Annotated in this window: 25 protein-coding genes; 21 read left to right on the forward strand and 4 right to left on the reverse strand. The window is 45.1% G+C overall.

What is annotated here, in order from left to right; genetic code table 11:
• Positions 1-104 precede the first annotated feature (104 nt).
• Positions 105-893: an MIP/aquaporin family protein gene (locus AC6I8U_RS17765; RefSeq protein WP_498019131.1), complete on the reverse strand. Its 789-nt coding sequence runs from the start codon at positions 891-893 to the stop codon at positions 105-107.
• A gap of 577 nt (positions 894-1,470) precedes the next feature.
• Between AC6I8U_RS17765 and pduA the strand changes: the two genes are divergently transcribed.
• From pduA to AC6I8U_RS17865, 20 genes are all read left to right on the forward strand, one after another.
• On the forward strand, positions 1,471-1,752 hold the full coding sequence (gene pduA, locus AC6I8U_RS17770) for a propanediol utilization microcompartment protein PduA (protein ID WP_498019132.1): 282 nt from the start codon (positions 1,471-1,473) through the stop codon (positions 1,750-1,752).
• A complete protein-coding gene (gene pduB, locus AC6I8U_RS17775) occupies positions 1,752-2,561 on the forward strand; it encodes a propanediol utilization microcompartment protein PduB (protein ID WP_394154274.1) in 810 nt (269 codons plus the stop codon). The genes pduA and pduB overlap by 1 nt, the downstream gene beginning before the upstream one ends.
• A gap of 20 nt (positions 2,562-2,581) precedes the next feature.
• The gene (gene pduC / locus AC6I8U_RS17780; RefSeq protein ID WP_394154272.1) at positions 2,582-4,246 is read left to right on the forward strand and encodes a propanediol dehydratase large subunit PduC; all 1,665 of its coding nucleotides are present in this window, start codon (positions 2,582-2,584) and stop codon (positions 4,244-4,246) included.
• Positions 4,247-4,257: 11 nt separating this feature from the next.
• On the forward strand, positions 4,258-4,917 hold the full coding sequence (locus AC6I8U_RS17785; protein ID WP_498019133.1) for a propanediol/glycerol family dehydratase medium subunit: 660 nt from the start codon (positions 4,258-4,260) through the stop codon (positions 4,915-4,917).
• Between the two features lie 13 nt (positions 4,918-4,930).
• Positions 4,931-5,446: a propanediol dehydratase small subunit PduE gene (pduE, locus tag AC6I8U_RS17790; RefSeq protein WP_498019134.1), complete on the forward strand. Its 516-nt coding sequence runs from the start codon at positions 4,931-4,933 to the stop codon at positions 5,444-5,446.
• Positions 5,447-5,475: 29 nt separating this feature from the next.
• Complete coding sequence (locus AC6I8U_RS17795) at positions 5,476-7,302, forward strand: diol dehydratase reactivase subunit alpha (protein ID WP_498019135.1); 1,827 nt, start codon at positions 5,476-5,478, stop codon at positions 7,300-7,302.
• The gene (locus AC6I8U_RS17800; RefSeq protein ID WP_498019136.1) at positions 7,299-7,649 is read left to right on the forward strand and encodes a glycerol dehydratase reactivase beta/small subunit family protein; all 351 of its coding nucleotides are present in this window, start codon (positions 7,299-7,301) and stop codon (positions 7,647-7,649) included. Before AC6I8U_RS17795 ends, AC6I8U_RS17800 begins: the two co-directional genes overlap by 4 nt.
• A 21-nt stretch (positions 7,650-7,670) precedes the next feature.
• Positions 7,671-8,204, forward strand: a complete 534-nt coding sequence (locus AC6I8U_RS17805) for a BMC domain-containing protein (protein ID WP_498019137.1) — start codon at positions 7,671-7,673, stop codon at positions 8,202-8,204.
• Complete coding sequence (locus AC6I8U_RS17810) at positions 8,204-8,833, forward strand: phosphate propanoyltransferase (protein ID WP_498019587.1); 630 nt, start codon at positions 8,204-8,206, stop codon at positions 8,831-8,833. The genes AC6I8U_RS17805 and AC6I8U_RS17810 overlap by 1 nt, the downstream gene beginning before the upstream one ends.
• 15 nt (positions 8,834-8,848) lie before the next feature.
• Positions 8,849-9,355, forward strand: a complete 507-nt coding sequence (gene pduM / locus AC6I8U_RS17815; RefSeq protein WP_498019138.1) for a PduM family microcompartment protein — start codon at positions 8,849-8,851, stop codon at positions 9,353-9,355.
• Between the two features lie 4 nt (positions 9,356-9,359).
• Complete coding sequence (locus tag AC6I8U_RS17820; protein ID WP_498019139.1) at positions 9,360-9,641, forward strand: EutN/CcmL family microcompartment protein; 282 nt, start codon at positions 9,360-9,362, stop codon at positions 9,639-9,641.
• A 9-nt stretch (positions 9,642-9,650) separates the two neighbouring features.
• Complete coding sequence (locus AC6I8U_RS17825; protein ID WP_498019140.1) at positions 9,651-10,664, forward strand: cob(I)yrinic acid a,c-diamide adenosyltransferase; 1,014 nt, start codon at positions 9,651-9,653, stop codon at positions 10,662-10,664.
• Between the two features lie 13 nt (positions 10,665-10,677).
• Positions 10,678-12,072, forward strand: a complete 1,395-nt coding sequence (locus tag AC6I8U_RS17830) for an aldehyde dehydrogenase family protein (protein ID WP_498019141.1) — start codon at positions 10,678-10,680, stop codon at positions 12,070-12,072.
• A gap of 19 nt (positions 12,073-12,091) precedes the next feature.
• Positions 12,092-13,204: a 1-propanol dehydrogenase PduQ gene (locus AC6I8U_RS17835; RefSeq protein WP_498019142.1), complete on the forward strand. Its 1,113-nt coding sequence runs from the start codon at positions 12,092-12,094 to the stop codon at positions 13,202-13,204.
• Positions 13,205-13,284: 80 nt separating this feature from the next.
• Entirely contained in the window at positions 13,285-14,589 is a 1,305-nt protein-coding gene (locus AC6I8U_RS17840; protein WP_498019588.1) for a 4Fe-4S dicluster domain-containing protein, read from the forward strand.
• A gap of 35 nt (positions 14,590-14,624) precedes the next feature.
• Complete coding sequence (locus AC6I8U_RS17845; RefSeq protein WP_498019143.1) at positions 14,625-15,173, forward strand: BMC domain-containing protein; 549 nt, start codon at positions 14,625-14,627, stop codon at positions 15,171-15,173.
• 25 nt (positions 15,174-15,198) lie between these two features.
• Entirely contained in the window at positions 15,199-15,546 is a 348-nt protein-coding gene (gene eutS / locus AC6I8U_RS17850; protein WP_394154246.1) for an ethanolamine utilization microcompartment protein EutS, read from the forward strand.
• Between the two features lie 56 nt (positions 15,547-15,602).
• A complete protein-coding gene (locus tag AC6I8U_RS17855) occupies positions 15,603-15,986 on the forward strand; it encodes a EutP/PduV family microcompartment system protein (RefSeq protein WP_498019144.1) in 384 nt (127 codons plus the stop codon).
• A gap of 2 nt (positions 15,987-15,988) precedes the next feature.
• The gene (locus AC6I8U_RS17860; RefSeq protein WP_498019145.1) at positions 15,989-17,176 is read left to right on the forward strand and encodes an acetate/propionate family kinase; all 1,188 of its coding nucleotides are present in this window, start codon (positions 15,989-15,991) and stop codon (positions 17,174-17,176) included.
• A 156-nt stretch (positions 17,177-17,332) separates the two neighbouring features.
• A complete protein-coding gene (locus AC6I8U_RS17865; protein ID WP_498019146.1) occupies positions 17,333-18,154 on the forward strand; it encodes a helix-turn-helix domain-containing protein in 822 nt (273 codons plus the stop codon).
• Positions 18,155-18,272: 118 nt separating this feature from the next.
• Here the strand turns inward: AC6I8U_RS17865 and AC6I8U_RS17870 are convergent, their stop codons facing one another.
• Together AC6I8U_RS17870 and AC6I8U_RS17875 are read right to left on the reverse strand one after the other, a co-directional pair.
• Positions 18,273-19,142 carry a hypothetical protein gene (locus tag AC6I8U_RS17870; RefSeq protein WP_498019147.1) on the reverse strand — a complete coding sequence of 290 codons (870 nt, stop codon included), beginning with the start codon at positions 19,140-19,142 and terminating at the stop codon, positions 18,273-18,275.
• Between the two features lie 463 nt (positions 19,143-19,605).
• On the reverse strand, positions 19,606-20,727 hold the full coding sequence (locus AC6I8U_RS17875; protein WP_498019148.1) for an ISAs1 family transposase: 1,122 nt from the start codon (positions 20,725-20,727) through the stop codon (positions 19,606-19,608).
• A gap of 256 nt (positions 20,728-20,983) precedes the next feature.
• Between AC6I8U_RS17875 and AC6I8U_RS17880 the strand changes: the two genes are divergently transcribed.
• Positions 20,984-21,760: an SDR family NAD(P)-dependent oxidoreductase gene (locus AC6I8U_RS17880; RefSeq protein ID WP_498019589.1), complete on the forward strand. Its 777-nt coding sequence runs from the start codon at positions 20,984-20,986 to the stop codon at positions 21,758-21,760.
• A gap of 105 nt (positions 21,761-21,865) precedes the next feature.
• On the opposite strand, the gene pflB is transcribed toward AC6I8U_RS17880, so the two are convergent.
• Positions 21,866-24,163: a formate C-acetyltransferase gene (gene pflB / locus AC6I8U_RS17885; protein WP_498019149.1), complete on the reverse strand. Its 2,298-nt coding sequence runs from the start codon at positions 24,161-24,163 to the stop codon at positions 21,866-21,868.
• Between the last annotated feature and the right edge of the window lie 37 nt (positions 24,164-24,200).

The raw sequence follows: 24,200 nt of genomic DNA on the forward strand, positions 1-24,200 counted from the left end.
TGTAATTGAACCAGCGTTTTGATTGTATTTTAAGACGTCAGAAACATCGTCTAGGTCTCACTCTGTTAAGCTATCTCGTATAAAAACCACCCAGTTAGCTAAATCTACTGCTCTTGAAGCTCTAAGCCTTTCGTAATGAAGAATCGGTAACCTGCTCCACCAATGATTGCCCCAACGACCGGTGCGATGATTGGCACAATGAAGTACGGGATGTCTCTCGCACCTGTGAATGTGTTCTCTCCCCAGCCCGCTATAAACGTAAACACCCTAGGGCCGAAATCACGAGCAGGGTTCATCGCAAAGCCAGTCAACGGTGCGGTTGCAGCACCAATAACAGCAACCAGAATACCGATCAATAGTGGCGCTAATGGACCTTTTGGAACACCATTGCCATCATCGGTTAACGCAAGAATCAGCCCCATCAACGTCGCAGTAATAACCACCTCAACGAACGCTGCCTTAAACACAGTAATTTCAGGGTTTGGGAAAGTGGTAAAAATACCCGCTAAAGCGAGGCTTTCTTCGCTACCTCTAGTGATATTGTTGGTTAGCTCATAGGCGACGAAAAGATCGGAGAAAATTAGATACGCAATGGTTACACCAAAAAAAGCACCGGCGGTTTGAGCGACAATATAAGGTGCTACTCTTTTACCTTCAAAGTTTGCGAACAACCATAGCCCTATTGTTACCGCAGGGTTTAAATGAGCTCCTGATATTCCCGCTGCCAAGTACACGGCAAGGGCAATTGCCAAGCCCCATACAATGCAGATTTCCCACAAACCAAATGCTGCACCGGCGAGAATCGCGGATGCTAAACAACTCGCACCAAAAAACAAAAATAGCCCTGTTGCGAAGAACTCAGCTACACACTGAGATTTTAAGCTCTTAGTCATATTTCTACCTACCGTGTTACTAAATAAATACGCACACTGAACTAAAACGTTTTGTCTATACATACAACAAACCTCGCCTTGTTCAACCCTAAAGAAAATCAATAAAACATTAGACTATAATTTTAATTCTCAATGGTAGTATATTGCTTAACACCACGGTTACCTATGATTAAAAAACGCTCTATCATATAAAAATATCATGCTTAGCATCAAACTAAAACCAACTATAATTATTAATACCAATGCCTTACAACCACTTAAGGCTCTGAGAATTAGTAGTAAAATTGTGACATTAATAAATAGTAGAAATTTCCATCCGGTCACAAATATTCAAATTATTTGATTTACTGCACGTTTTAAAAAATGTCTGATCACAATTATTTATTATATCGCGCTCCTGAGCAAAGCCCATATTTTCAAGCTCTAACGTGTCAATGAACAATTTTTTACCATCGTGATGATAAATTTTTGCACATCACCCGCACAAACATGCCAATTTTTTCCATTTAGTTTTAATGATAATAGGTTGCTGAAAAATGACGCACTATTTAATTATTCTTTGAAAGTTGAGGTAGTTATGCAACAAGAAGCTCTAGGTATGGTTGAAACAAAAGGTCTAACCGCCGCGATTGAAGCCGCTGACACTATGGTTAAGTCCGCAAACGTAAATCTGGTGGGTTACGAAAAAATTGGCTCTGGCTTAGTTACTGTCATCGTTCGTGGTGACGTTGGTGCCGTAAAAGCCGCCACTGACGCGGGTGCATCTGCAGCAGCAAACGTAGGTGATATCGTCGCAACTCACGTGATCCCTCGCCCACACACCGACGTGGAGAAAATTCTTCCCAAAGGAATTGAGTAATGGATGACAACCTAGTTGACCAAGTCATGGCTCAAGTCATGACAAAAGTAATGGATCATCAGGGTACAGATGAGTCCTCACAAGGGACAACAACAAGAGGCAATACAATGGTCGAGAAAACTTGTGGATTGACAGAGTTCGTTGGCACAGCCATTGGCGACACTATCGGTTTGGTTATCGCAAACGTAGATAACGAAGTGCTAGAGGCGATGAAGCTTGAAAAGAAGTACCGCTCAATCGGTATTCTCGGAGCACGTACTGGAGCAGGGCCACACATTATGGCAGCTGATGAAGCTGTCAAAAGTACTAACACGGAAGTTATCTCAATTGAACTACCCCGCGACACTAAAGGTGGTGCAGGGCACGGTTCATTGATTGTATTTGGTGGCGATGACGTTTCTGATGTACGTCGTGCAGTCGAAGTCGCACTAAAAGAATTAGACCGAACCTTTGGTGACGTCTATGCCAACGATGCTGGTCACATCGAGCTTCAATACAGTGCACGTGCAAGTTACGCCTTAGAAAAAGCGTTTGGTACACCATTGGGTAAAGCGTGTGGCGTCATTGTTGGTGCTCCTGCAGCAGTTGGTGTACTCATGGCGGATACTGCCGTCAAATCTGCGAATGTTGAGACTATCGCATACAGTACTCCAGCCAACGGAACTAGCTTTAGTAACGAAGCGATCTTGGTCATTTCAGGTGATTCAGGTGCGGTTCGCCAAGCGGTTATCTCAGCTCGTGAAGTGGGCAAGAAGCTACTTGCGGCTATGGGTGATGAGCCAGCTAACACTCGTCCTTCTTATATTTAAACACATGTCGAGGTTTGAACATGAGATCTAAAAGATTCGAAGCACTGGCGAAACGCCCTGTAAACCAGGATGGTTTCGTTAAAGAGTGGGTAGAGGAAGGCTTCATCGCAATGGAAAGCCCGAATGATCCTAAGCCCTCTATTAAAATCGTCAATGGTGAAGTCGTAGAACTCGATAGTAAGCCAAAATCTGAGTTTGATTTAATCGATCATTTCATTGCTCGCTACGGCATAAATCTCGCTAATGCTGAGAAAGTTATGGCGATGGATTCAGTCAAGCTAGCCAATATGTTGTGTGATCCTAACGTTTCACGCAGTGAAATTGTTCCGCTTACTACCGCGATGACCCCAGCCAAAATTGTCGACGTCATGTCGCAAATGAATGTGGTCGAAATGATGATGTCCATGCAGAAAATGCGTGCGAGAAAGTCACCATCGCAGCAAGCTCACGTGACTAACATCAAGGACAACCCTGTCCAAATTGCTGCAGATGCAGCCGAAGGGGCTTTCCGTGGTTTTGACGAGCAAGAAACAACAGTTGCTGTTGCTCGTTATGCTCCATTCAACGCGATTGCTCTATTGGTAGGTTCACAAGTCGGTAGACCTGGTGTTCTAACACAATGTGCTCTTGAAGAAGCCACCGAACTCAAGCTAGGTATGCTGGGTCACACCTGTTATGCAGAGACCATATCTGTATATGGTACAGAGCCAGTATTTACTGACGGGGACGACACACCTTGGTCGAAAGGCTTCTTAGCTTCCTCTTATGCGTCACGTGGCCTTAAGATGCGTTTCACATCAGGTAGTGGCTCGGAAGTACAAATGGGCTATGCCGAAGGTAAGTCGATGTTGTATCTAGAGGCTCGCTGTATTTACATTACTAAAGCAGCCGGCGTACAGGGACTTCAAAACGGTTCGGTAAGTTGTATTGGGGTGCCATCAGCCGTACCTTCCGGTATTCGTGCGGTTCTTGCAGAAAACCTTATTTGCTCGTCACTCGACCTTGAGTGCGCGTCGAGTAATGACCAAACATTTACTCACTCAGATATGCGACGCACTGCTCGTATGCTTATGCAGTTCCTACCAGGCACAGACTTCATTTCGTCGGGTTACTCCGCTACACCAAACTACGACAACATGTTTGCAGGCTCCAATGAAGATGCAGAAGACTTCGACGACTATACCGTTCTGCAACGCGACTTGCGTGTAGACGGAGGCCTTAACCCTGTAAGGGAAGAAGATGTTGTCGCTGTTCGAAACAAAGCAGCCCGAGCAATGCAAGCCATTTTCAAAGGAATGGGGCTTCCAGAAATCACGGATGAAGAAGTCACTGCTGCTACGTACGCACATGGCTCTAAAGATATGCCTGAGCGAAACATGGTTGAAGACATCAAAGCCGCACAAGAAATCATCGATCAAAACCGTACTGGTTTGGAAGTAGTTAAAGCACTTGTTGATGGCGGTTTCCGCGATGTTGCTAAGGATATGCTCGATATTCAAAAAGCCAAAATCTCCGGTGACTACCTTCATACCTCTGCGATCATTGTTGGTGACAACGAGGTAATTTCTGCGGTGAATCAATTAAATGATTACGCGGGCCCTGCTACTGGTTATCGACTCGAAGGCGAGCGCTGGGAGCAAATCAAAGATATCCCAAATGCCCTTGACCCTAACGAGTTGAGCTAAGGAGGCCGCAAATGGAAATTAATGAAAAGCTACTGAGAAACATCATTGAAGAAGTTGTCAGTAACATGCAGGTTCAACAGCAGTCTCAAGCTGTTACGTTTGAAAAGACGTCTACAGTCGGCTCAAGCACAGGTTTCTTGCAAGAAATTGGTGAAGCAAAAGTCAGTACCAAGCGCGATGAAGTAGTGATCGCGGTAGGACCGGCATTTGGTCTATCTCAGACTGAGACTATTGTTGGCGTTCCTCATCAACAGATCATTCGAGAAATGAAAGCGGGTATCGAAGAGGAAGGGTTGTCTGCACGAGTGGTTCGCTGCTTCAAGTCCTCAGATGTCGCTTTTGTGGCTGTTGAAGGGGAGCATTTGTGTGGTTCCGGCATTTGTATCGGTATCCAATCTAAAGGAACAACCGTTATCCACCAAAAAGGGCTCCCACCGCTTTCCAATCTTGAGTTGTTCCCACAGGCGCCTCTGTTGACGCTAGAAACATACCGCCAGATTGGTAAGAACGCTGCGAAATATGCAAAAGGTGAAACACCACAACCAGTGCCAACGATGAATGATCAAATGGCTAGACCGAAGTATCAAGCAAAGTCGGCGGTCTTGCACATTAAAGAAACCAAACATGTCGTTGTTGGCAAAAACGCAGTTGAACTCGCAGTGACCAGTTAATAAGGAAATAGAGATGAATTCACAATCTATTGAGTCCATGGTTCGTGACGTATTAGAGAAAATGACCAACCAAGAATCGGCGCCAAGCCCTTCATCGGCCTCGTCAAGCTCGTCATCTGTTACCGTTGACGATTATCCGCTGGCTTCAAAACACCCTGAATGGGTTAAAACCCCCACGGGAAAAACAGCGGAAGACATAACTCTAGACAATGTTCTGAATGGCACAGTTACCGACCAGGATATGCGCATAACACCTGAGATTCTGCGCATTCAAGCTCAGATAGCTCGTGACGCTGGTCGAGAGTTACTTGCGGTTAACTTTGAGCGCGCAGCAGAGCTTACAGCAGTGCCGGATGATCGTGTTCTTGAAATCTACAACGCCCTTCGTCCATATCGCTCCTCAAAACAAGAACTTCTCGCTATTGGTGATGAGCTTGATAGTAAGTATCAAGCCTCTATCTGTGCCAACTATGTTCGAGAAGCAGCTGAGCTATACGAACAACGCAAAAAACTCAAAGGCGATAATTAATCCGCTTAACAATAGATATGGATAAGACTATGACGTATGTAGTAGGTGTCGACATTGGTAATTCATCTACAGAAGTGGCGCTAGCAAAACAACTCGCTAACGGTACGACTGAATTTATTACCAGTGCTATCACAGATACAACGGGTATAAAGGGAACGAAGCAAAACCTTGTTGGTATTTACAAGGCTCTAAATCTACTCTCTCAAAAAGCCGGAATCGAACTGCATGAGCTTGGTCTTATCCGTATTAATGAAGCAACACCAGTTATCGGTGATGTTGCAATGGAAATGATCACGGAAACGATCATTACTGAATCAACGATGATTGGCCACAACCCTAAAACACCAGGCGGCCTAGGCACTGGTGTGGGCACTACCATTCACGTTGGAGATTTACTCCATGTCGATAAGAGTCGAGACTATATCGTTGTCGTACCCAGAGATTTTGACTTCGACGATATAGCCGCGGTGATTAACGCAAGTACACGTGCGGGCTATTGTATTACAGGCGCAATTCTTCAAGCTGATGATGGAGTGCTTGTTAACAACCGTTTAGAAACACCAATTCCAATCATTGACGAAGTAGCATTCATCGACAAGGTGCCTGTCGGCATGTTGGCGGCTATTGAGGTAGCAACGCAAGGCCAAGTCATCAGCACGCTTTCAAATCCCTATGGCATTGCCACACTGTTTGATTTGTCTTCGGATGAGACCAAAAACATTGTCCCAATTGCAAGAGCGTTAATCGGGAATCGTTCCGCAGTAGTGGTAAAGACGCCAGAGGGAGACGTAAAAGCTCGTGTAATTCCTGCCGGCAAATTGATCCTCGATAGTAAAGGACGCCATACAGAGATCGACATTACTCGAGGAAGTGAAGCCATTATGGATGCAGTCAGTGCACTGGATGGTCTTGACAACGCATATGGTGAAACGGCCACAAACATTGGTGGAATGCTTGAAAACGTGCGCCAAACCATGGCGGGCTTGACGAACAAACCCTGTGATGAGATTTACATTCAAGATCTCCTGGCAGTAGATACCCTAGTGCCAGTCAACGTAAAAGGTGGTCTTGCTGGCGAGTTCGCTCTAGAACATGCTGTTGGTATTGCCTCTATGGTTAAGTCTGACCACCTTCAAATGGCACGCATCGCTGAAGAAGTTAAACACACTTTGGGCGTTAACGTTCAAATTGGAGGCGCGGAAGCAGAAGCGGCCATTTTAGGAGCGCTAACCACGCCTGGCACTGACAAGCCGATGGCTATTTTAGACCTCGGCGCAGGGTCAACGGATGCTTCCATTATTAGTCAACATAATGACATTACAGCGATTCATTTGGCAGGGGCTGGCCACATGGTCACCATGATCATTGCGTCAGAACTGGGCCTTGAGGATCATTACGTCGCCGAAGATATTAAACGCTATCCACTGGCTAAAGTGGAAAGCCTATTCCATATCCGCCATGAGAACGGCACGGTGCAGTTTTTCGATGCCCCACTACCCTCGGATATTTTCGCTAGAGTGGTTGTCGTCAAGGAGAAAAGCTTCATCCCACTAGACGCAGACCTCACGCTGGAAAAAGTGCGAAACATCCGCCGCTCTGCCAAATCAAGAGTGTTTGTGACCAACTCCCTGCGAGCACTGCGTAGCGTTAGCCCCACCGGTAACATTCGAGATATTCCTTTTGTAGTGTTAGTTGGTGGTTCTTCACTGGATTTTGAGATCCCTCAGCTCGTTACAGACGCCCTAGCGCATTACAACTTAGTTGCAGGTCAAGGCAATGTCCGTTCAGTTGAAGGCCCACGAAATGCGGTCGCAACTGGATTGATTCTCTCTCAGCCAAAAGGAGAACACCATTGATCAATGCAAGTGAGAATAGCCCTTGTATCTACCTATGGTACACAACAGCAACCCTGCTCAATAGATGGTTACCGGTCCTCCATGGTATCGAAGAAGAAGGTATCCCGGTTAAGACGTCTCGTAGGGCAAGTTATGAGCTTAATGCCAATGCCTCGGAGGCAGCGCGGCTTTCTGCTCTTGGTGTTGGTATCGCGTGTGATGAGACGACTGTTGTACTGCAACAGAAAAATCTGGATCAGAACCATCCTTTGTTTCGCATTACCAATTCAGAAACAACGAGTTACAAAGAGTTAAAAGTTCTTGGGCACAATGCGGCTCGGTTAGTTAAAGGCCTCCCATTTAAGTAGTTTTTGGTTAAGGAGATAGCAGTGAAGGTTTCCCTCGGGTTAATTGAAGTAAAAGGATTAGCACTGGCGATAATGGTTGCAGACAACATGGCCAAGTGCGCAGCAATAGAAGTCGTTGATATTGAGAACACTAATGGGTCTGGTTGGATGTTAATCAAGGTCACTGGCGATGTTGCGGGAGTGCAAGCTGCGGTTCATTCAGGCTCAAGCCTCGCGCAGAGCTTTGGAGGACTGATCTCTAAGACTGTCCTATCCAACCCAGACAATCAACTAATTAAACAGGCATTGAGCATTGCAAGCAAAGCGTGTAGACAATCAGTACCACAAGACGATGCGACTGAACACAATAGACAAGACGTTGAACAACCTGTCATCGATGAGCCAACATTAGAAGAAAGTACACCTAAATCGGAAAACACTGAAACACAGGAACAACCGACAAAAACTGTGGAAGAGGGATTAGAGGCAAGCTGCAACATTTGCCAAGACCCAGCCTGCCCACGTAAAAAAGGAGACCCACGTGTCGACTGTATTCACGGAGGTAGTGAGTCATGATCATTGAGCAAGAAGTCAGAAATGCAGTCGACAATGCGTTAGATAAGATCAGACAATCACCAATTCCGGTCGGTATTTCGAATCGGCACATCCACCTATCATTGGAAGATTTCCGTGCCCTATTTCCCGGCAAAGACCTAACGCCATTCAAAGCATTGCGTCAACCAGGTCACTTCGCTGCAGAAGAAACACTAACGGTTGTTGGACCAAAAGGAAGTATTCAAAAGGTAAGAGTACTAGGTCCACTTCGTCAGCAGACGCAAGTTGAACTTTCTGCTACTGATGCTCGCTCTATCGGGGTTAAAGCACCTCTTCGCGTATCTGGCCATTTAGAAGGCACGCCTGGAGTAAAACTTATTAGTGATTTTGGTGAGATCACATTGGAATGTGGCGCCATCGTTGCACTAAGACATATTCATATGTCTACGATCGACAGTTTAGTTTATGGCCTCAAAGACGGTGATACCGTTAGGGTTTCTATTGAAGGCTCAATGAGAAAGACGATCTTTGATGATGTCGCGATACGTGTTGACCCCAAACAACGTTTGGAGATGCACATTGACACTGATGAGGCCAATGCCGTCGATATAGCAAATCGTGACGCATTTGCAATCATTATCAAGGATTAGCCGAGGTAAGCCGTCATGAATCATTCTGATAGTGTCATTGAGCTCATCGTTAACCAAGTGGTAGAAATCCTTAAACACAGGGCCACGTCGGTATATAAAATTGACGCTAGTCGTTTATCACTTGGTATTGATCCCTCTGTGTATTTACGTCATGGATTGGTGGTTGTTCAGCAACCACCTCTTGAACTGGTCACTAGCTTAATACAACCAGTTCCTGGTAGTTCATTGACTAAGGCCGTTAGCGCCATACAGGAAGCTCTTTCGTTTGGTGTTGCTATACAGCTAAATGTTCATGACAGTCTACTTTCTGCGTTACCCATCTCTGGGCTGACTGGTTTGCCGGTTCGGATTGCGGATCACTTCGGAAATAAAGTCCATTTACATCATCGCCCTATCATCAGCACCCACGATCTACTTACGCTCGAATGCCAATGGTTCGTGGTAGAGGCAAGTACGATCGTTACGCCCCTCGCCAAAGAGTTTATGGAAGGCCGAAATATCAACCTTATTAAGGTGAGGTAAAAGCATGCAATTAGCAAAAGTTATAGGCACCGTCGTCTCTACTCAAAAGTCACCGTCTCTGATTGGAAAAAAGCTGCTGATTGTTCGACGCGTAAACAGCCACGACACCGAGTATTTGGACCCTGAATGGTGTGACGAAGTCGCTGCAGACTGTGTAGGGGCAGGTGAAGGTGACCTTGTTTTTGTCACCAGAGGCAGTGCCGCACGATTAGCTCAGGAAGGCGCAGGAGAAGCTATCGACCTCGCCATCGTTGGTATAGTTGATTCGTTTAATTTCCATCAGTAGGAGGTGACAATGGGTATTTATACCAAAACTGGAGACGCCGGCGCTACCTCACTCATTGGTGGTGAGCGTGTGAGTAAGTTTGATACTCGTGTCGAAGCTTATGGAACCATAGATGAACTTAACTCTCACGTCAGCCTAGCTGCTAAGCTGATCCTCAATGAGGATAATCGAAGGGCCCTCATCGCTGTACAGCATCAGCTGTTCTACCTCGGGGCAGAGATCGCCACCAGCTCAGAGACAGCTTTACGCGAGAATCAACGCGTCATAGAAAACCAAGACGTACACGATCTTGAAGACCATATCGATCGTTGTATGGAGGCACTTCCTCCATTTAGCAACTTTGTCCTACCAGGTAGTAGCGAAGTAGGAAGTCGACTCCACGTGGCGAGAACAGTCGCTCGACGTGCAGAGCGCCGTCTTATTGAGCTAACAACACACGCAAAGGTTCGCAGTACCTTACTCAAATACATCAATCGTATGTCTGACTTTCTATATGCGCTAGCCAGATACGAGGATGAGTTAAGCCTTAAAAAATCGATGGTTGACGACATCGTGAACCTTTACCAATCAGCGACACAAACCCATGACTATCAGGAGCAATCACCTATGGATTCTTCTTGTCGTGAGCTTAGCTTTTTAGAAGTTCACCGAATTTTACAACAAGCTCTGCAGTCTGCTGAGCAACACAACATCCCTATTGTCATCTCTATTGTTGATGAACATGGGCATCTAATTACCACCTATCGAATGCCTAATGCCCTGCTCGTTAGCACTGACCTTGCTCCAAAGAAAGCTTACACGGCTGTCGCCCTGAAATGTGCAACCGAGAAGCTCTCTGCTCTTGTTCAACCCGGCGCTGATCTCTATCAGCTGGATACTCATTGCGATGGAAAGATCGTCACATTCGGTGGCGGTGTACCTATTTATAAGAACAATCGAATTGTTGGCGCTGTTGGGATAAGTGGAGGAAGTGTCGAACAGGATATCAACATTGCCTTAGCGTCTATTGAAAGCATTATTTGAAGGAAAAAGAACAATGAATACTCATGAACTCGAGGATATTGTACGCAACATCCTATCCGAGAAGCTAGCACAAGTTACAAGCAGCGCAGGTAGCGAACAAGTTGCTATTTTTGATGATGTCAACCAAGCGGTTGCTGCTGCAAAAGTAGCCTTTGATCAGTATGTCGTTGCACCACTAAAAACGCGACGTGCGATTATTGACAACATTCGAAAAGAAGTTAAACCACTAATACCCAAACTCGCCGCTGACGCAGTCGCCGAGACAAGTATGGGAAAGGTAGAAGACAAACTTCTCAAAAACGAGGCGGCTTTATTTAATACCCCCGGTGTAGAAGACCTCACCACCTCAGCATTAACCGGTGATGACGGTATGGTGCTTTATGAGTATTCCCCTTACGGCGTCATCGGCTCGATCACGCCAAGTACTAACCCAACCGAAACCTTGATCAACAATGCTATTAGCATGTTGGCTGCAGGCAATGCTGTCTACTTCTCTCCACACCCTGGTGCAAAGGCGCTATCCGTGTGGCTGATCGAAAAGTTAGAAGAAATCGCCTTCAAAGCTAGCGGTATTCGAAACCTTATCGTTTCAGTGAAAGAACCAAGTTTCAAGGCAACACAAGAAATGATGGTTCACCCTGATATCGCCCTACTCGCTGTTACTGGCGGCCCTGGTATCGTGACGGCTGCGATGAAAACCGGCAAGAAAGTCATTGGTGCTGGCGCAGGCAACCCTCCTTGCCTTGTCGACGAAACGGCTGAAATTGTCCACGCAGCAAAGAGCATTGTTGCTGGTGCGTCTCTTGACAATAACATTCCGTGCATCGCAGAAAAAGCCGTGGTTGTTGTGGACCATGTAGCAGACCAACTTGTTCAGCAAATGCAAGTATTTGGCGCGCACCTTATCTCATGCCCATCCCAGATCAAAAAGCTAAGAGACGCCTGCTTTGATGGAGAGACAGTAAATAAAAACCTCGTGGGTCGTAGTCCAAATGCCATTCTTTCCGCAGCAGGGTTAGATTGCCCGGATAACGATCCCAAACTCCTAATTTTGGAGACGGAACTTGAAGACGTGTTTGTTCTTGAAGAACAGTTAATGCCAGTACTACCAATTGTCAGAGCAGCAGATTTTGACACGGCCTTGAAGTATGCGCTCAGAGTTGAGGGGGGCCTGCATCATACGGCAATTATGCATTCTCAAAATGTGTCTCGCTTAAACAAAGTAGCACAGCGCGTTCAAACCTCGATTTTTGTAAAAAACGGCCCCTCCTTCGCCGGCATTGGTGTTGGTGCCGAGAGTTTCACCACGTTCACCATTGCTACTCCTACGGGAGAAGGTACTACTTCTGCAAGATCGTTTGCGCGTTCAAGACGCTGCGTGTTGCAAAACGGCTTCTCAATTCGTTAAGTAAAGGGATATCGGGATCATGAAAAAGTTCTCTGTTCGAACTCGAGTGTACAGTGGTGTTGGTAGCTTAGAGTATTTGTCTCGCTTCAAGAACCGAAAGGTCTGGATCGTTTGTGACGAATTTCTAGCGTCTAGCACTATGTTCGAGAAGCTGAAAGGACTGCTCTCTAACAATGAGGTCAGTGTTTACTCGAACATCACTTCCGATCCTGATATCACTGTCATTGCGAAAGGCATCGAATCCCTATGGGCAGCAAAGCCAAATATTATCATCGGCTTTGGTGGTGGTTCGGCTATCGACGCAGCAAAGGCGATAAGGTTTATTATAGAACGGAATGAATCTCTAAACTTAGATTGCTGCATCGCAATTCCAACAACGAGCGGTACAGGGTCGGAAGTCACATCAGCGACTGTTATTAGTGATAAGGAAAGGGGGATCAAGTATCCCATTTTTCATCCTGACATTTTTCCTGATATCGCAATTTTGGACCCTGAACTGGTACTCACCGTCCCACCACATATCACCGCAAATACCGGTATGGATGTACTAACGCACGCGATTGAAGCATATGTATCGTTAGAATCGAATGAGTTCTCCGACGCATTGGCAGAAAAAGCGGTGTGGAATGTATTTCAGTATCTTGAGGGAGCTTTCAAAAATAGCGAATGCATAGTGCGTAGAACCAAAATGCACAATGCATCTAGCATGGCTGGAATGGCGTTTAGCCAAGCGGGACTTGGACTCAATCACGCTATCGCACATCAACTCGGCGGTCAGTTCAAGCTACCACATGGGCTTTCTAATGCGATCCTCTTGCCTCATGTTATTCGACACAACGCAAAAGATACAAAAACACGCAAACGATACGCAAAACTTGCCAAGCATTGTTTGATTGCTTCCAAATCGACCAACGATATAACGGCCACAAACCAACTCATATTGCACATCAATCAGCTTGCAAGAAATCTGAAGATTAACATGTCACTTCGCCGACATGGCATCTCTGAATCGGCTTTAAGTCAGAAGCTGTCTGAAATTATAGCCGCTACACATAATGACAGCACTATCGCAACCAACCCAGCTCCAACAAATGACAATGATATCAAACGAATTTTAGAGGCAGCATTATGATCAGTGAAGCAAGCACAACAGCCAAATCGGTTAACCAAGAGCTGGTCAGAGAAACTCTGGGTAATCTAACTCGTGAACAGATGATCGATTTGGTTCAGAAAAATGGAATCGTGGGCGCCGGTGGCGCCGGGTTTCCGACTTACGTAAAGTTAGACAGTAATATCGAGATTTTATTGGTTAACGCCGCAGAGTGTGAACCACTTTTGAAAGTAGACCAGCAGCTCATCGAGCACTACGCAGCGGAAATGATACGTGGCCTACTTTACGGCATGGCAATGACTAACGCTAAGAAAGGCATCATTGCGATTAAGGAAAAGTATGCACCCGCAATAAACGCGCTCGAGCCGCTTTTACCACACAACATCGACATTTTTCTCCTGCCGGATATCTACCCTGCAGGCGATGAGGTGATTACGATCTGGTTAGCCACCGGCCGTCAAGTCGCCGCTGGCGCGCTTCCATCCAGTGTCGGTGTGCTAGTGAACAATGTTCAAACTCTGATTTCGGTGTCAAAAGCACTAGAAAAACAGTCTCCTGTCACTCATCGAACGCTGACTGTAAACGGAGCGGTAGCCTCTCCTATCACCTTCGAAGCTCCGATTGGGATGACTTTGAGAGAGGCTTTAGCTCTCGCAGGCGATCCAACCATAGAGCACCCTGCATTCATCGTTGGTGGCCCTATGATGGGTAAAGTTATCGACGACTTGTCACAGCCTATAACAAAGACCACTGGTGGATTACTCGTACTACCACACGATCACATATTGATCCGACGCCAGAACACTTCATTGAGCTCAATACTCAATATGGCTCGAAATGTGTGTGAACAGTGCAAGATGTGCACAGAGCTGTGCCCACGCCATTTAATTGGCCATGAGCTGTCACCGAGTGAAATAGTCAAAGCGGTTTGCTATCAAAATGTTAGTCAACCATCAATCCTTACCTCAGCGCTCACATGCTCGGAATGTGGTGTATGTGAAGCTTACGCTTGTCCAGTGGACATCTCCCCAATGCGTGTGAATAGAGAGCTAAAGAAGCAGTATCGAGAAAAAGGAATCCGTTACAGCGGAGAACTTCGTCCAGTCGATCCTATTATCAATCATCGATTTGTGCCTATTAAAAGACTGGTAACACGACTGGGTTTAGAAAGATTTAATCACGCAGCACCATTCAAGCGATTGGATTGGTACCCTTCGAAAGTCACTATCCCATTACAGCAGCATATTGGGGCTCCGGCTATTCCGATTTCAAAAGTCGGGGACTTAGTTTCAGAAGGACAATGTATCGCAGCCCCTGCACCCGATGCCTTAAGCGTTGCAATTCATAGCAGTATTACTGGCACAGTAGAGAGTGTATCAGCCACTCATATTACAGTTCGTCGTTAACTAAAGCCTATTGGCTGAACACGCAAGGAGATTCTATGCACCACGCTATTGGACTAATCGAGGTTAGCAGTATCGCTATCGGTATTGAGGCGACAGACACCATGTTGACTAGCGCAAATGTTGAGTTATTGGTTTCTAAAACCATCTGCCCAGGTAAGTATATTGCGCTTGTAGGTGGGGAAATCGGCGCTGTACAACAAGCGATCGCTAACGGAAAGCATCAGGCTGACCACTTATTAGTGGACAGTTTTGTTATTGCGAACGTTCATTCATCCGTATTGCCTGCTCTAAGTGGTGTGGCAGAGGTAAATGACCGGAAAGCTATCGGTGTTGTCGAAACTTACAGTGTCGCAGCGTGCATTAGTGCCGCCGATGCAGCAGTAAAGAGTGCCAATATTGAACTCGTTCGCATCCACATGGCTTTTGGTATTGGTGGTAAATGTTACATGGTCATCAATGGGGATATAACCGATGTGAAGACTGCAGTCACCGAAGCATCAAACCATGCAGGTGAAAAAGGGTTACTTGTTCAATCGTCTAGCATCGCTAAACCCGCTCAAGGACTTTGGCAGCACTTGCTGTAAGGCATGCAGTTATTGAGGAAACATAATGACAGCGGAAACCAAAGAACGAGTAGTTCAAGAGTATGTTCCTGGGAAGCAGATAACTCTAGCTCATCTCATTGCTAACCCCAACAAGTCGCTCTATAAAAAAATGGGCATAGACAAACAGACTAACGCCATTGGCGTCCTCACGATCACGCCCAGTGAGGCGGCTATCATCGCAGGTGACGTAGCGACAAAATCGGGAGCAATAGAACTTGAGTTTGTCGACCGTTTCACAGGCTCAGTGGTTATTACCGGAGACGTATCATCCGTTGAATATGCCCTTAAACAAGTCAACTACACGTTAGGTCAGTTACTTAACTTTACTAATTGCGAGGTTACGCGAACTTGAGTGGTACTAATAGGGTTATGTTTGTTGGGATATCTGGATGCGGAAAGACGTCCCTAATGCAGTCTTTAGGTGGGGATGACCTCTCCTACGATAAGACCCAGTCTATCGAATTTTACCAAAACGTTATCGATACGCCAGGCGAATACCTAGAAAACCGACGTTTGTACTCCGCATTGATCAATACCGCGACAGAGTCTGACGTTGTTGCGTTTGTACTTGATGCGAGTCGCAGCGACCATCACTTCGCACCCAACTTCGCCTCCGCGTTCAACAAGGAAGTCATTGGGATCGTGACTAAAACTGATCTCGTAAACGACGGCGACTTAAACCAACACCGAGACTATCTAGTTTCTGCCGGTGCAAAATCGGTTTTTGTCACGTCATCAAAACAAAACAAGGGAATTGATGAGCTTCGCTCATACCTTAAATGGAATTCATAACAATGAAAAATACGATGTTGGCAATTAATGCTGGAAGCTCTACGGTAAAGTTCCAGCTTTTTAACATGCAAAACGAAACCTGCTTAGCGAAGGGCATGGTCGATAAGCTAGGCAAACCAGATGCAAGCTTCGAACTAAAGACGTCCACAGATAAACTCGTTTTAAGTAACATAAAGCAAAAGTCTCCAGGGGAGATTTTCGACCTAATTATCTCTAAACTCGACCAGTACACCGATGATCTTGGTAACCTTGCTGGTGTCTCACACCGAGTCGCTCATGGTGGTGAACACTTTCAGCAGTCAACACTGATTGATGATAACGTTCTAAAAGCGATTGAGGACAATACTGTTTTAGCCCCACTTCACAATCCTACGAATGTGGCGTTTATTAAAGCAGCGAAAAACGCCTTAAGTAACGTCTACCAAGTCGCCGTATTTGATACAGCGTTTCATCAGTCGATTGCGCCTGAGCATTATGTGTACCCTATTCCTTACCAATTCTACGAGAATGACAGCATCCGAAGGTATGGATTTCATGGCACAAGCCATAAATTTGTCTACCAGTCTTACTTGAAGAGTGTTGGATCGAGTGAAGTCAACACTAAGATTATTTGCTGCCATCTGGGTAGTGGTTCAAGTATCTGTGCAATCAAAGATGGAAAATCGGTGAACACGTCAATGGGCTTTACACCGCTGGCAGGCTTAATGATGGGGACACGTTGTGGAGACATTGACCCTGCAATTCCAAGTTTCATTGCAGCCAAGCACGACAAAACCCTCCAGGAAGTTGAAGACATTCTAACCAAAGAGTCTGGCTTACTGGGTGTCTCTCAAATTTCGAACGATTGCAGAGCGATAGAGAACGCAGCCAAAGAAGGCAGCAGCAAAGCTACACTAGCCCTCGATATCTTCTGCGAACGTATTCGTCATTTTATCGGTGCCTACTGGCTACAAATGGATGGTTGTGACGCTATCCTTTTTACGGGCGGCATAGGTGAAAACTCTCGACTGATCAGGCAGAAAGTGTGTGCAGGGCTTGAGGGCATTGGCATTACGATTGATGAAGCGCGAAATCAGAATAATGAACCACGTTTTAATGGCGATGATTCAAGGGTCATATTGGCCGTCGTCAACACGAACGAAGAACTAATGATGGCTCGCGAAGGATTAGAAGTAATAAACGCTTGTTAGCTCATCTTCAAGGCTGCTTGAATAAAGTAGCCTTGTTTTCTTTATCACTGATCTTCATTTGCCATCCTTCATAAAATTTGGCGACTGACACAAGGAAAAGGCTTTGCAAAAACCGCACTTCGCGCCGTGAAATACAAACAAAAGAGAGTGCACTATATGCTTACACTTGACACCAACGAGTTTTTCCACAGCGACTGCTGCGCAGTAGCTACTGCATTCAGAGACCCACAACATCCATTTCCAGAACACTGTCATACATTTAATGAACTGATCATTGTGCTTGATGGCTATGGAACTCACCTCGTCAACGACGTTCCCCACCAATTGGTCCGGAACCAGATCTTCTACGTGTCCAAATTTGATTATCACGCCATAGAAAAACCAGTGGACCTCAAGCTTTGCAATGTACTGTTCGAAGATGGAAAGTTATCGCTCTCCCAAATGGTGCGAACACGCATTCCATCGGCAAAGTCTCGCAATAAAAGCTGGTTGATCAATGCGTCCACAGCGCAACAAGTGACCGGCATTATTGCGCAACTACGCACAGAGTCTAGTAAACGGTGTCAAGATTCTAGACTCTTGAGTAACTTGTTGTTTCAGCAGTTAGTCGTTGAACTGTTTCGAGGCAGGGTGACAAATAACGCAGCGATCATCAAAGAAGACAAAGTTAGCCTCGCAATCGAGTATATAAATCGCAATTTTCGTAACCATATAGAGCTTGATGAAACAGCATATATGGTTGGATTACCGAGTAGAACGCTAACATCAGAGCTGAAGAAAGTCACCGGGCGCGGGTTTAACAAACACTTACATTATGTCAGGACAACAAAAGCCGCGGAGTTACTAGCTTTCACATCAAAGCATATCACCGAAGTCGCATTTGAAGTTGGTTATACAGATAGTAACTATTTCTCCACTAAGTTTAAACAGAACCATGATATCAACCCAAGGAATTTCCGGCAGAACTTAAACTGTTAGCAACAGATTAAGCTAAAGTAGCTGAATAAATCTCGACGAGATGTTTCCAATTAATACATACCTTGACTAACAGCTAACAATAAAGACACAGCTATTAGTCAAGGTTAAATGCGTAACATTAGTTCATTAACAACATTTCTTTCATATCTTCTGGCATCGAAAGCTTATTACCACCATTATCAGCGCCAGTAATCCACCAATAAACCATGCCAGCATCGGAGCAATCAAACTTATTCTCTTGAAAATCGACAACACCGTCATGTTCAGCGTATGCCAGCATTCTCCAAATAAACGCAATCCCCCTGTTTTCGTGATCTTTTGCCCAGTCCCACTTATCGGTCGGCGTTTGAAGTTCTACGTTTTGATCACCGATCTGATGTTCAGTTATCCCGAAATCCAAAATTTGCTGCCAGGTGAAAAAGTCACCGCTGTTGTCATTCGCTGGATGATGTGAGACCACGTGAACGAAATCTATCGCTTTACTATCCGCCGCTTCAAGCGCATAGCCAATAAGATCTGGCTCTCCCGCTTCAATAATCCATAATGGGTCTGACTTGCTAGAACTATTTATCGCATCCACAAGGTCCTGTGTTGCCCCTTTCTGATCTTGACGGCAATTGTAATCGGCTCTCAGGTTCTCAAAGGGTCCAAAGTGACTCAAGCCCTCATCTGCCACATACTGGAGGATCTTTTGACGTCTCATTTCGTTTATCTTATCAATTTTCTGAAGCCCGGGGTTTCTAAAAGGATTGAGATCACAAGAATGAGAGTAGTGGACCAACCGATCTGTAAGGCCAGCGCCCTTTAGAATCCCAAGCATGACGCTAGTCGCGCCAACATCATCAGGATCCGGAGAGTTTCCGTCAATGACAATAGCAAGCCGCCCTTCCGGAGGGTTAACTAAAGAAGTCATATCCGCAGCTTGCACTACATTAGTCCAACATAACTGAGTAAGGAATAATGAAACTATTATAAAGTATCTTTTCATTTATTTGATCCACGTTAAAGTTTAACTTTTACACTATAAACATTCAGATTATATTTATTAACACTCAAAATAAATCACTACTAACATGAAAATTATTATTATAAAACCATCCTCATGTTCACTAGTAACTTCTATCAGATAACCACTCAACCTCAAAATATTAGTCATTCCCGCACAACAAAAATGCGCATTTAATAAGGATAACTTTTAATAATTCCAGTTCAAGTTAACAATATGGATTTTATTTAAAGATAAATTTTGGAACCATAATCACAGGTATACTAACAACTAACATCCTTTGAATAACAACCCACAAATTAAAGATGTGAAGCTTATACATAGACTTTTGAACTACTACATCTATGAAGATTAAGGTAAGAATATTTTAAAGGTTTGCAAATTCTATTAACTATATGCTTAGACTTGAAACCTGGAGGTCATATCAGGGCGATCGCATGAGTGTCTAGTTTTTCGCCACTTGACTAAAACCAGCACTTAATACAGCCTCTAGCATGGACGTATTCATCATACATCGCTTTTGCTTCCCTACGATGCTTAGCTTGGTTGGCTCTTCTTGGAGCATGTTCAAGCTCATATGACGTAGGCATGATAGGTTCTCTGCACCGTGAGCTTTGTATATCTGGCACGCATCTTCATTCATGGTGACATCAAGCACCCAGTGCATTGACTCTATGCCCCAATGTTCTCTGACAGCCATAGCTGCTTGCTCTGCACTAAGCTCTTTGGAGCTGATGTAATAACGGTACTCTAGGTCGACAGGTTTACCTTTCACAAGGCGAAAATTTTCAACCATTACAATGCTCTTCAAGCCTTTCCAGCGAGAGAAGTTACCGTCAAGCTTTGTACTGTCATAAACATAGCATTGGCGAGATTCTATGCGGCCGTGTCCCTGCTCAAGAGAGATGTCATCAGCCATATTAACTCGCTGGGAAGAGAATGCTTTTTCGATTGCTTGTCGGAGTTTTCCTTGGTTGCTCTTTACGGCAAGCAAGTAGTCTCCACCTTGTTCTACAATGGCTTTAGCAATCTTGGTTTGACAGGCCATAGCATCAATAGTTACTAGAGCGCCCTTGATATCGAGCATCCTTATAAGTTCAGGTATCGCGGTAATTTCATTGCTTTTTTGTTCAGTTTTTAGCTGTCCCATTACGAGCTTGTTTGACGACGCATAAGCGCTGACCATATGAATCGTACTCGCCCTGTCTTCACGATTATATGAACCGCGAAGTGTTTTACCATCAATCGCAATCACTTGACCTTCTGTAAGAGTATGTATTGATGACATCCAGTTAACGAAGCACTCATGAAACTGCTCAGGTTCAATGGTAGAGATGATACGAGCAATCGTGTCATCCGCAGGAATGCCATTCAAAAACAGGTCATTACGCTTAAACCAATCATGATGACCGAGAATGTATTCACGAATATCAAACCAGCCTTTCGCGCCTGCAATTACCGCACATAGCGACCCAAAAAGGACATCAAACAAGCAATATGTGACCTTTGCACTTTGCCGTTGGTCGATAATCGTTTGAAAATGTTCTTTGAAGTGGTCAATGTGCATGATGCTCTCCCTAAAAAAAGGGAGTATATGATCACAGCTAAATGTGATCGTCAAATCGATCGTGATTTTGATTGAAAAATGTTCACGATCTCACCCTGCGTAACAAAGAGTCAGATCTACATTTTTAAATAAGGCATGTCACATTCTTTCATTGAATCGAATCAATCAACAATAAAATTAAAACGATGTTTTGATTTATATGATTCATAATTTCCAATATACTTGTTCGTTAGACACATAGTATGGAGATGAGAGACTGATGAACGACCTAAAAAATAAAAACATCTTGATTACTGGTTCAACCAGCGGTATTGGATTGGCGACCGCTAAGTTCTTAGCCTCTTGCGGGGCTCATGTTTCACTAACGTCGTACCGAAAGCACGAAGATATTGCTGTGACTATCGAGCGTATTACTGAACTAGGTGGCTCGGCGAGCTTTTATCAAGTTGATTTCTGTGATGATAAAGCGTGTGAGGCGTTTGTGGAGAATTTTGTTCGAGAGCGCGGAAGCATTGACGTGCTCATCAATAATGTTGGCGGTCTCGTAGATCGAAAACAGACCGAAGAAATTGACGCTGAGTTCTTTGACGATGTGGCTTATTTGAATATGCGCTCTGCACTAACGATGGTAAAACTATGCTTACCTTACCTAAAAAGCTCTGCATCACAGAAGGACTGGTCAGCTTCCGTCATCAGTGTTGGCTCCATTGCAGCTTATTCAGGCGGTGGGCCTGGCGCATCTCTGTATGCTGCCTCTAAGGCTTGGTTACATACCATAAACCGCTCTTGGGCAAAAAGACATGCCGCGGAAAACATTAGATTCAATGTTGTTGCTCCAGGTACGGTTGATACCGCATTTCACGCAGACAAAGACGACGAAGACAAAGCTAGGATGAGTAGAGGCATACCGATGGGCCGACTAGGAACATCAGAAGAAATGGCCCCAACATTTGGCTACCTAGCTTCTCATCTTATGTCAGGCTACGTCACTGGACAGATCCTACACGTTAATGGTGGTCAATATATGTCGTAGGTCACCTCCAATAGTCGGAGCCAGAACTCCCCATATCAAAGACCTGGTACAGAGAAAAAACAATTACCACGGCCAAAGGCCGTGGTATCGGGGTCGCAAGTGTTATTACATTTTTTCTGTAAACGTACGACTAATCACATCTTGCTGCTGTTCACGCGTCAGTGAATTAAACCGTACCGCATAACCTGACACTCGAATAGTAAGCTGAGGATATAACTCAGGATTTTCCACCGCATCCAACAACATTTCACGGTTTAGTACATTAACGTTTAAGTGTTGACCGCCTTCAACAGTATTGACACCTTGTTGCTCTTCATGGTGGAAGTAACCATCCATCAAAGCCGCCAAATTCGCCTTTTGACTCAGTTCATCCTTACCCAGTGCATTTGGAACAATCGAGAAGGTGTATGAGATACCATCTTTCGCATACGCAAACGGTAGTTTCGCGACCGATGCTAATGAAGCTACAGCGCCTTTCTCATCGCGACCATGCATAGGGTTAGCTCCGGGTCCAAATGGCATACCCGCGCGTCGGCCATCAGGCGTATTACCCGTTTTTTTGCCGTAAACCACGTTTGAAGTAATAGTCAAAATGGATTGAGTAGGCTCTGAATCACGGTATGTGTGTTTCTGCTGGATTTTCTTCATGAAACGTTCTACCAAATCGCAAGCAATGTCATCAACACGCGCGTCATTGTTTCCAAATTTTGGATACTCACCTTCAATATCGAAATCGATGGCGATACCTTCTTCGTTGCGCACTGGTTTCACGGTTGCGTATTTGATCGCTGCCAATGAGTCTGCGACTACCGATAGACCAGCGATACCACAAGCCATAGTGCGGTGAACATCTCTGTCCATCAATGCCATCAATGAGGCTTCGTAGCTGTAGCGATCGTGTGAGTAGTGGATCACGTTAAGTGCTGTCACATATTGAGTTGCGAGCCACTCAAGCATTTCATCAAAGCGCGGCATAAGACTATCATAGTCGAGCACTTCGCCATCAAAACGACCAAAATTAGGGGCAACTTGCGCATGCGATTTTTCATCCACGCCACCATTAATGGTGTACAGCAAGGCTTTGGCTAGGTTGGCACGTGCACCGAAGAACTGCATGTGTTTACCCACGACTTGTGGACTTACACAACAAGCAATTGCATAGTCATCGTTGTCAAAGTCAGGGCGCATCAAATCGTCATTTTCGTATTGCACTGAAGACGTTTCGATAGAAACTTTTGCCGCATACTCTTTAAACGCTTGTGGCAACTGCTCAGACCAAAGAATCGTCATGTTTGGCTCTGGAGCGGCTCCCATAGTATGTAAGGTATGCAAATAGCGGAATGTAGTTTTGGATACCAATGTTCGACCATCAACACCCATACCCGCCATCGCTTCAGTTGCCCAGATTGGGTCACCAGAGAACAGTGAGTCATATTCAGGAGTGCGAAGGAAGCGTACCATGCGTAACTTCATGATGAAGTGGTCAATCAACTCTTGCGCTTGCTTTTCATTAATTAGCCCTAGCTCAAGATCGCGTTCAATGTAGACATCGAGGAAAGTCGAAGTACGACCAAGGGACATCGCCGCTCCGTTTTGTGATTTCACCGCCGCAAGGTAACCAAAGTATGTGAATTGAATTGCCTCTTGCGCACTGCGTGCTGGTGATGACATATCAATACCGTATTTCAAACCCATTTTGCGAATGTCTTCTAGCGCACGGATTTGGTCGGTCAACTCTTCACGTAAACGGAAGGTTTTATCAAGATCTTTGCCTTGCTCAAGCATAGGTTGAGTCGACTTAAACTGCTTTTGCTTTTCGGCTTTTAAAAAATCAATACCATAAAGTGCAAGACGACGGTAGTCACCAATGATACGACCACGACCGTACGCATCTGGCAAGCCTGTGATAATGCCTGAGCGGCGACACGCTTTAATTTCATCGGTATAAAGGTCGAACGTCGCTTGATTGTGGGTTTTACGGTATTCTGTAAATGTTTTTTCAATCTCTGGGTTGAGCTCGCGGCCGTACACTTCACATGACGTTTTAACCATACGAATACCGCCATTGGCAATGATGCCACGTTTAAGTGGTTTGTCGGTTTGCAGGCCAACGATTTTTTCTAACCCTTTATCAATATAACCGGCATCATGGGAAGTGATGGTTGAAACAACATCCGTATCAAAATCCACTGGAGCGTGAGTACGACTCTCTTCCTTAATCCCCTCAAGCACGCTTTGCCACAGCTGAGCAGTAGACTCACTGACATCTGCTAGGAATGATTCATCTCCTTCATATGGGGTATAGTTCTTTTGGATAAAATCACGAGTATTAACGGAAGTTTGCCACTCTCCAGCTTGAAAACCACGCCACGCTTGTTGCATTTCAGATGTTAGATTAGCCATATGCCCACCTCATTATTTTAAGAGTTCGCTATTTTGT

The sequence above is a fragment of the Vibrio sp. KUL80 genome (genome assembly GCF_059725495.1).

What these genes read in the sequence shown, in the direction of transcription:
- AC6I8U_RS17835 (WP_498019142.1), top strand. Translation starts at nt 12,092, where the DNA reads ATGAAAAAGTTCTCTGTTCGAACTCGAGTGTACAGTGGTGTTGGTAGC.
- AC6I8U_RS17860 (WP_498019145.1), top strand. Translation starts at nt 15,989, where the DNA reads ATGAAAAATACGATGTTGGCAATTAATGCTGGAAGCTCTACGGTAAAG.
- AC6I8U_RS17830 (WP_498019141.1), top strand. Translation starts at nt 10,678, where the DNA reads ATGAATACTCATGAACTCGAGGATATTGTACGCAACATCCTATCCGAG.
- AC6I8U_RS17840 (WP_498019588.1), top strand. Translation starts at nt 13,285, where the DNA reads ATGATCGATTTGGTTCAGAAAAATGGAATCGTGGGCGCCGGTGGCGCC.
- pduB (WP_394154274.1), top strand. Translation starts at nt 1,752, where the DNA reads ATGGATGACAACCTAGTTGACCAAGTCATGGCTCAAGTCATGACAAAA.
- AC6I8U_RS17845 (WP_498019143.1), top strand. Translation starts at nt 14,625, where the DNA reads ATGCACCACGCTATTGGACTAATCGAGGTTAGCAGTATCGCTATCGGT.
- pduE (WP_498019134.1), top strand. Translation starts at nt 4,931, where the DNA reads ATGAATTCACAATCTATTGAGTCCATGGTTCGTGACGTATTAGAGAAA.
- AC6I8U_RS17855 (WP_498019144.1), top strand. Translation starts at nt 15,603, where the DNA reads ATGCAGTCTTTAGGTGGGGATGACCTCTCCTACGATAAGACCCAGTCT.
- pduM (WP_498019138.1), top strand. Translation starts at nt 8,849, where the DNA reads ATGAATCATTCTGATAGTGTCATTGAGCTCATCGTTAACCAAGTGGTA.
- pduA (WP_498019132.1), top strand. Translation starts at nt 1,471, where the DNA reads ATGCAACAAGAAGCTCTAGGTATGGTTGAAACAAAAGGTCTAACCGCC.
- AC6I8U_RS17785 (WP_498019133.1), top strand. Translation starts at nt 4,258, where the DNA reads ATGGAAATTAATGAAAAGCTACTGAGAAACATCATTGAAGAAGTTGTC.
- eutS (WP_394154246.1), top strand. Translation starts at nt 15,199, where the DNA reads ATGACAGCGGAAACCAAAGAACGAGTAGTTCAAGAGTATGTTCCTGGG.
- AC6I8U_RS17820 (WP_498019139.1), top strand. Translation starts at nt 9,360, where the DNA reads ATGCAATTAGCAAAAGTTATAGGCACCGTCGTCTCTACTCAAAAGTCA.
- AC6I8U_RS17875 (WP_498019148.1), bottom strand. Translation starts at nt 20,727, where the DNA reads ATGCACATTGACCACTTCAAAGAACATTTTCAAACGATTATCGACCAA.
- AC6I8U_RS17825 (WP_498019140.1), top strand. Translation starts at nt 9,651, where the DNA reads ATGGGTATTTATACCAAAACTGGAGACGCCGGCGCTACCTCACTCATT.
- pduC (WP_394154272.1), top strand. Translation starts at nt 2,582, where the DNA reads ATGAGATCTAAAAGATTCGAAGCACTGGCGAAACGCCCTGTAAACCAG.
- AC6I8U_RS17870 (WP_498019147.1), bottom strand. Translation starts at nt 19,142, where the DNA reads ATGAAAAGATACTTTATAATAGTTTCATTATTCCTTACTCAGTTATGT.
- AC6I8U_RS17765 (WP_498019131.1), bottom strand. Translation starts at nt 893, where the DNA reads ATGACTAAGAGCTTAAAATCTCAGTGTGTAGCTGAGTTCTTCGCAACA.
- AC6I8U_RS17795 (WP_498019135.1), top strand. Translation starts at nt 5,476, where the DNA reads ATGACGTATGTAGTAGGTGTCGACATTGGTAATTCATCTACAGAAGTG.
- pflB (WP_498019149.1), bottom strand. Translation starts at nt 24,163, where the DNA reads ATGGCTAATCTAACATCTGAAATGCAACAAGCGTGGCGTGGTTTTCAA.
- AC6I8U_RS17865 (WP_498019146.1), top strand. Translation starts at nt 17,333, where the DNA reads ATGCTTACACTTGACACCAACGAGTTTTTCCACAGCGACTGCTGCGCA.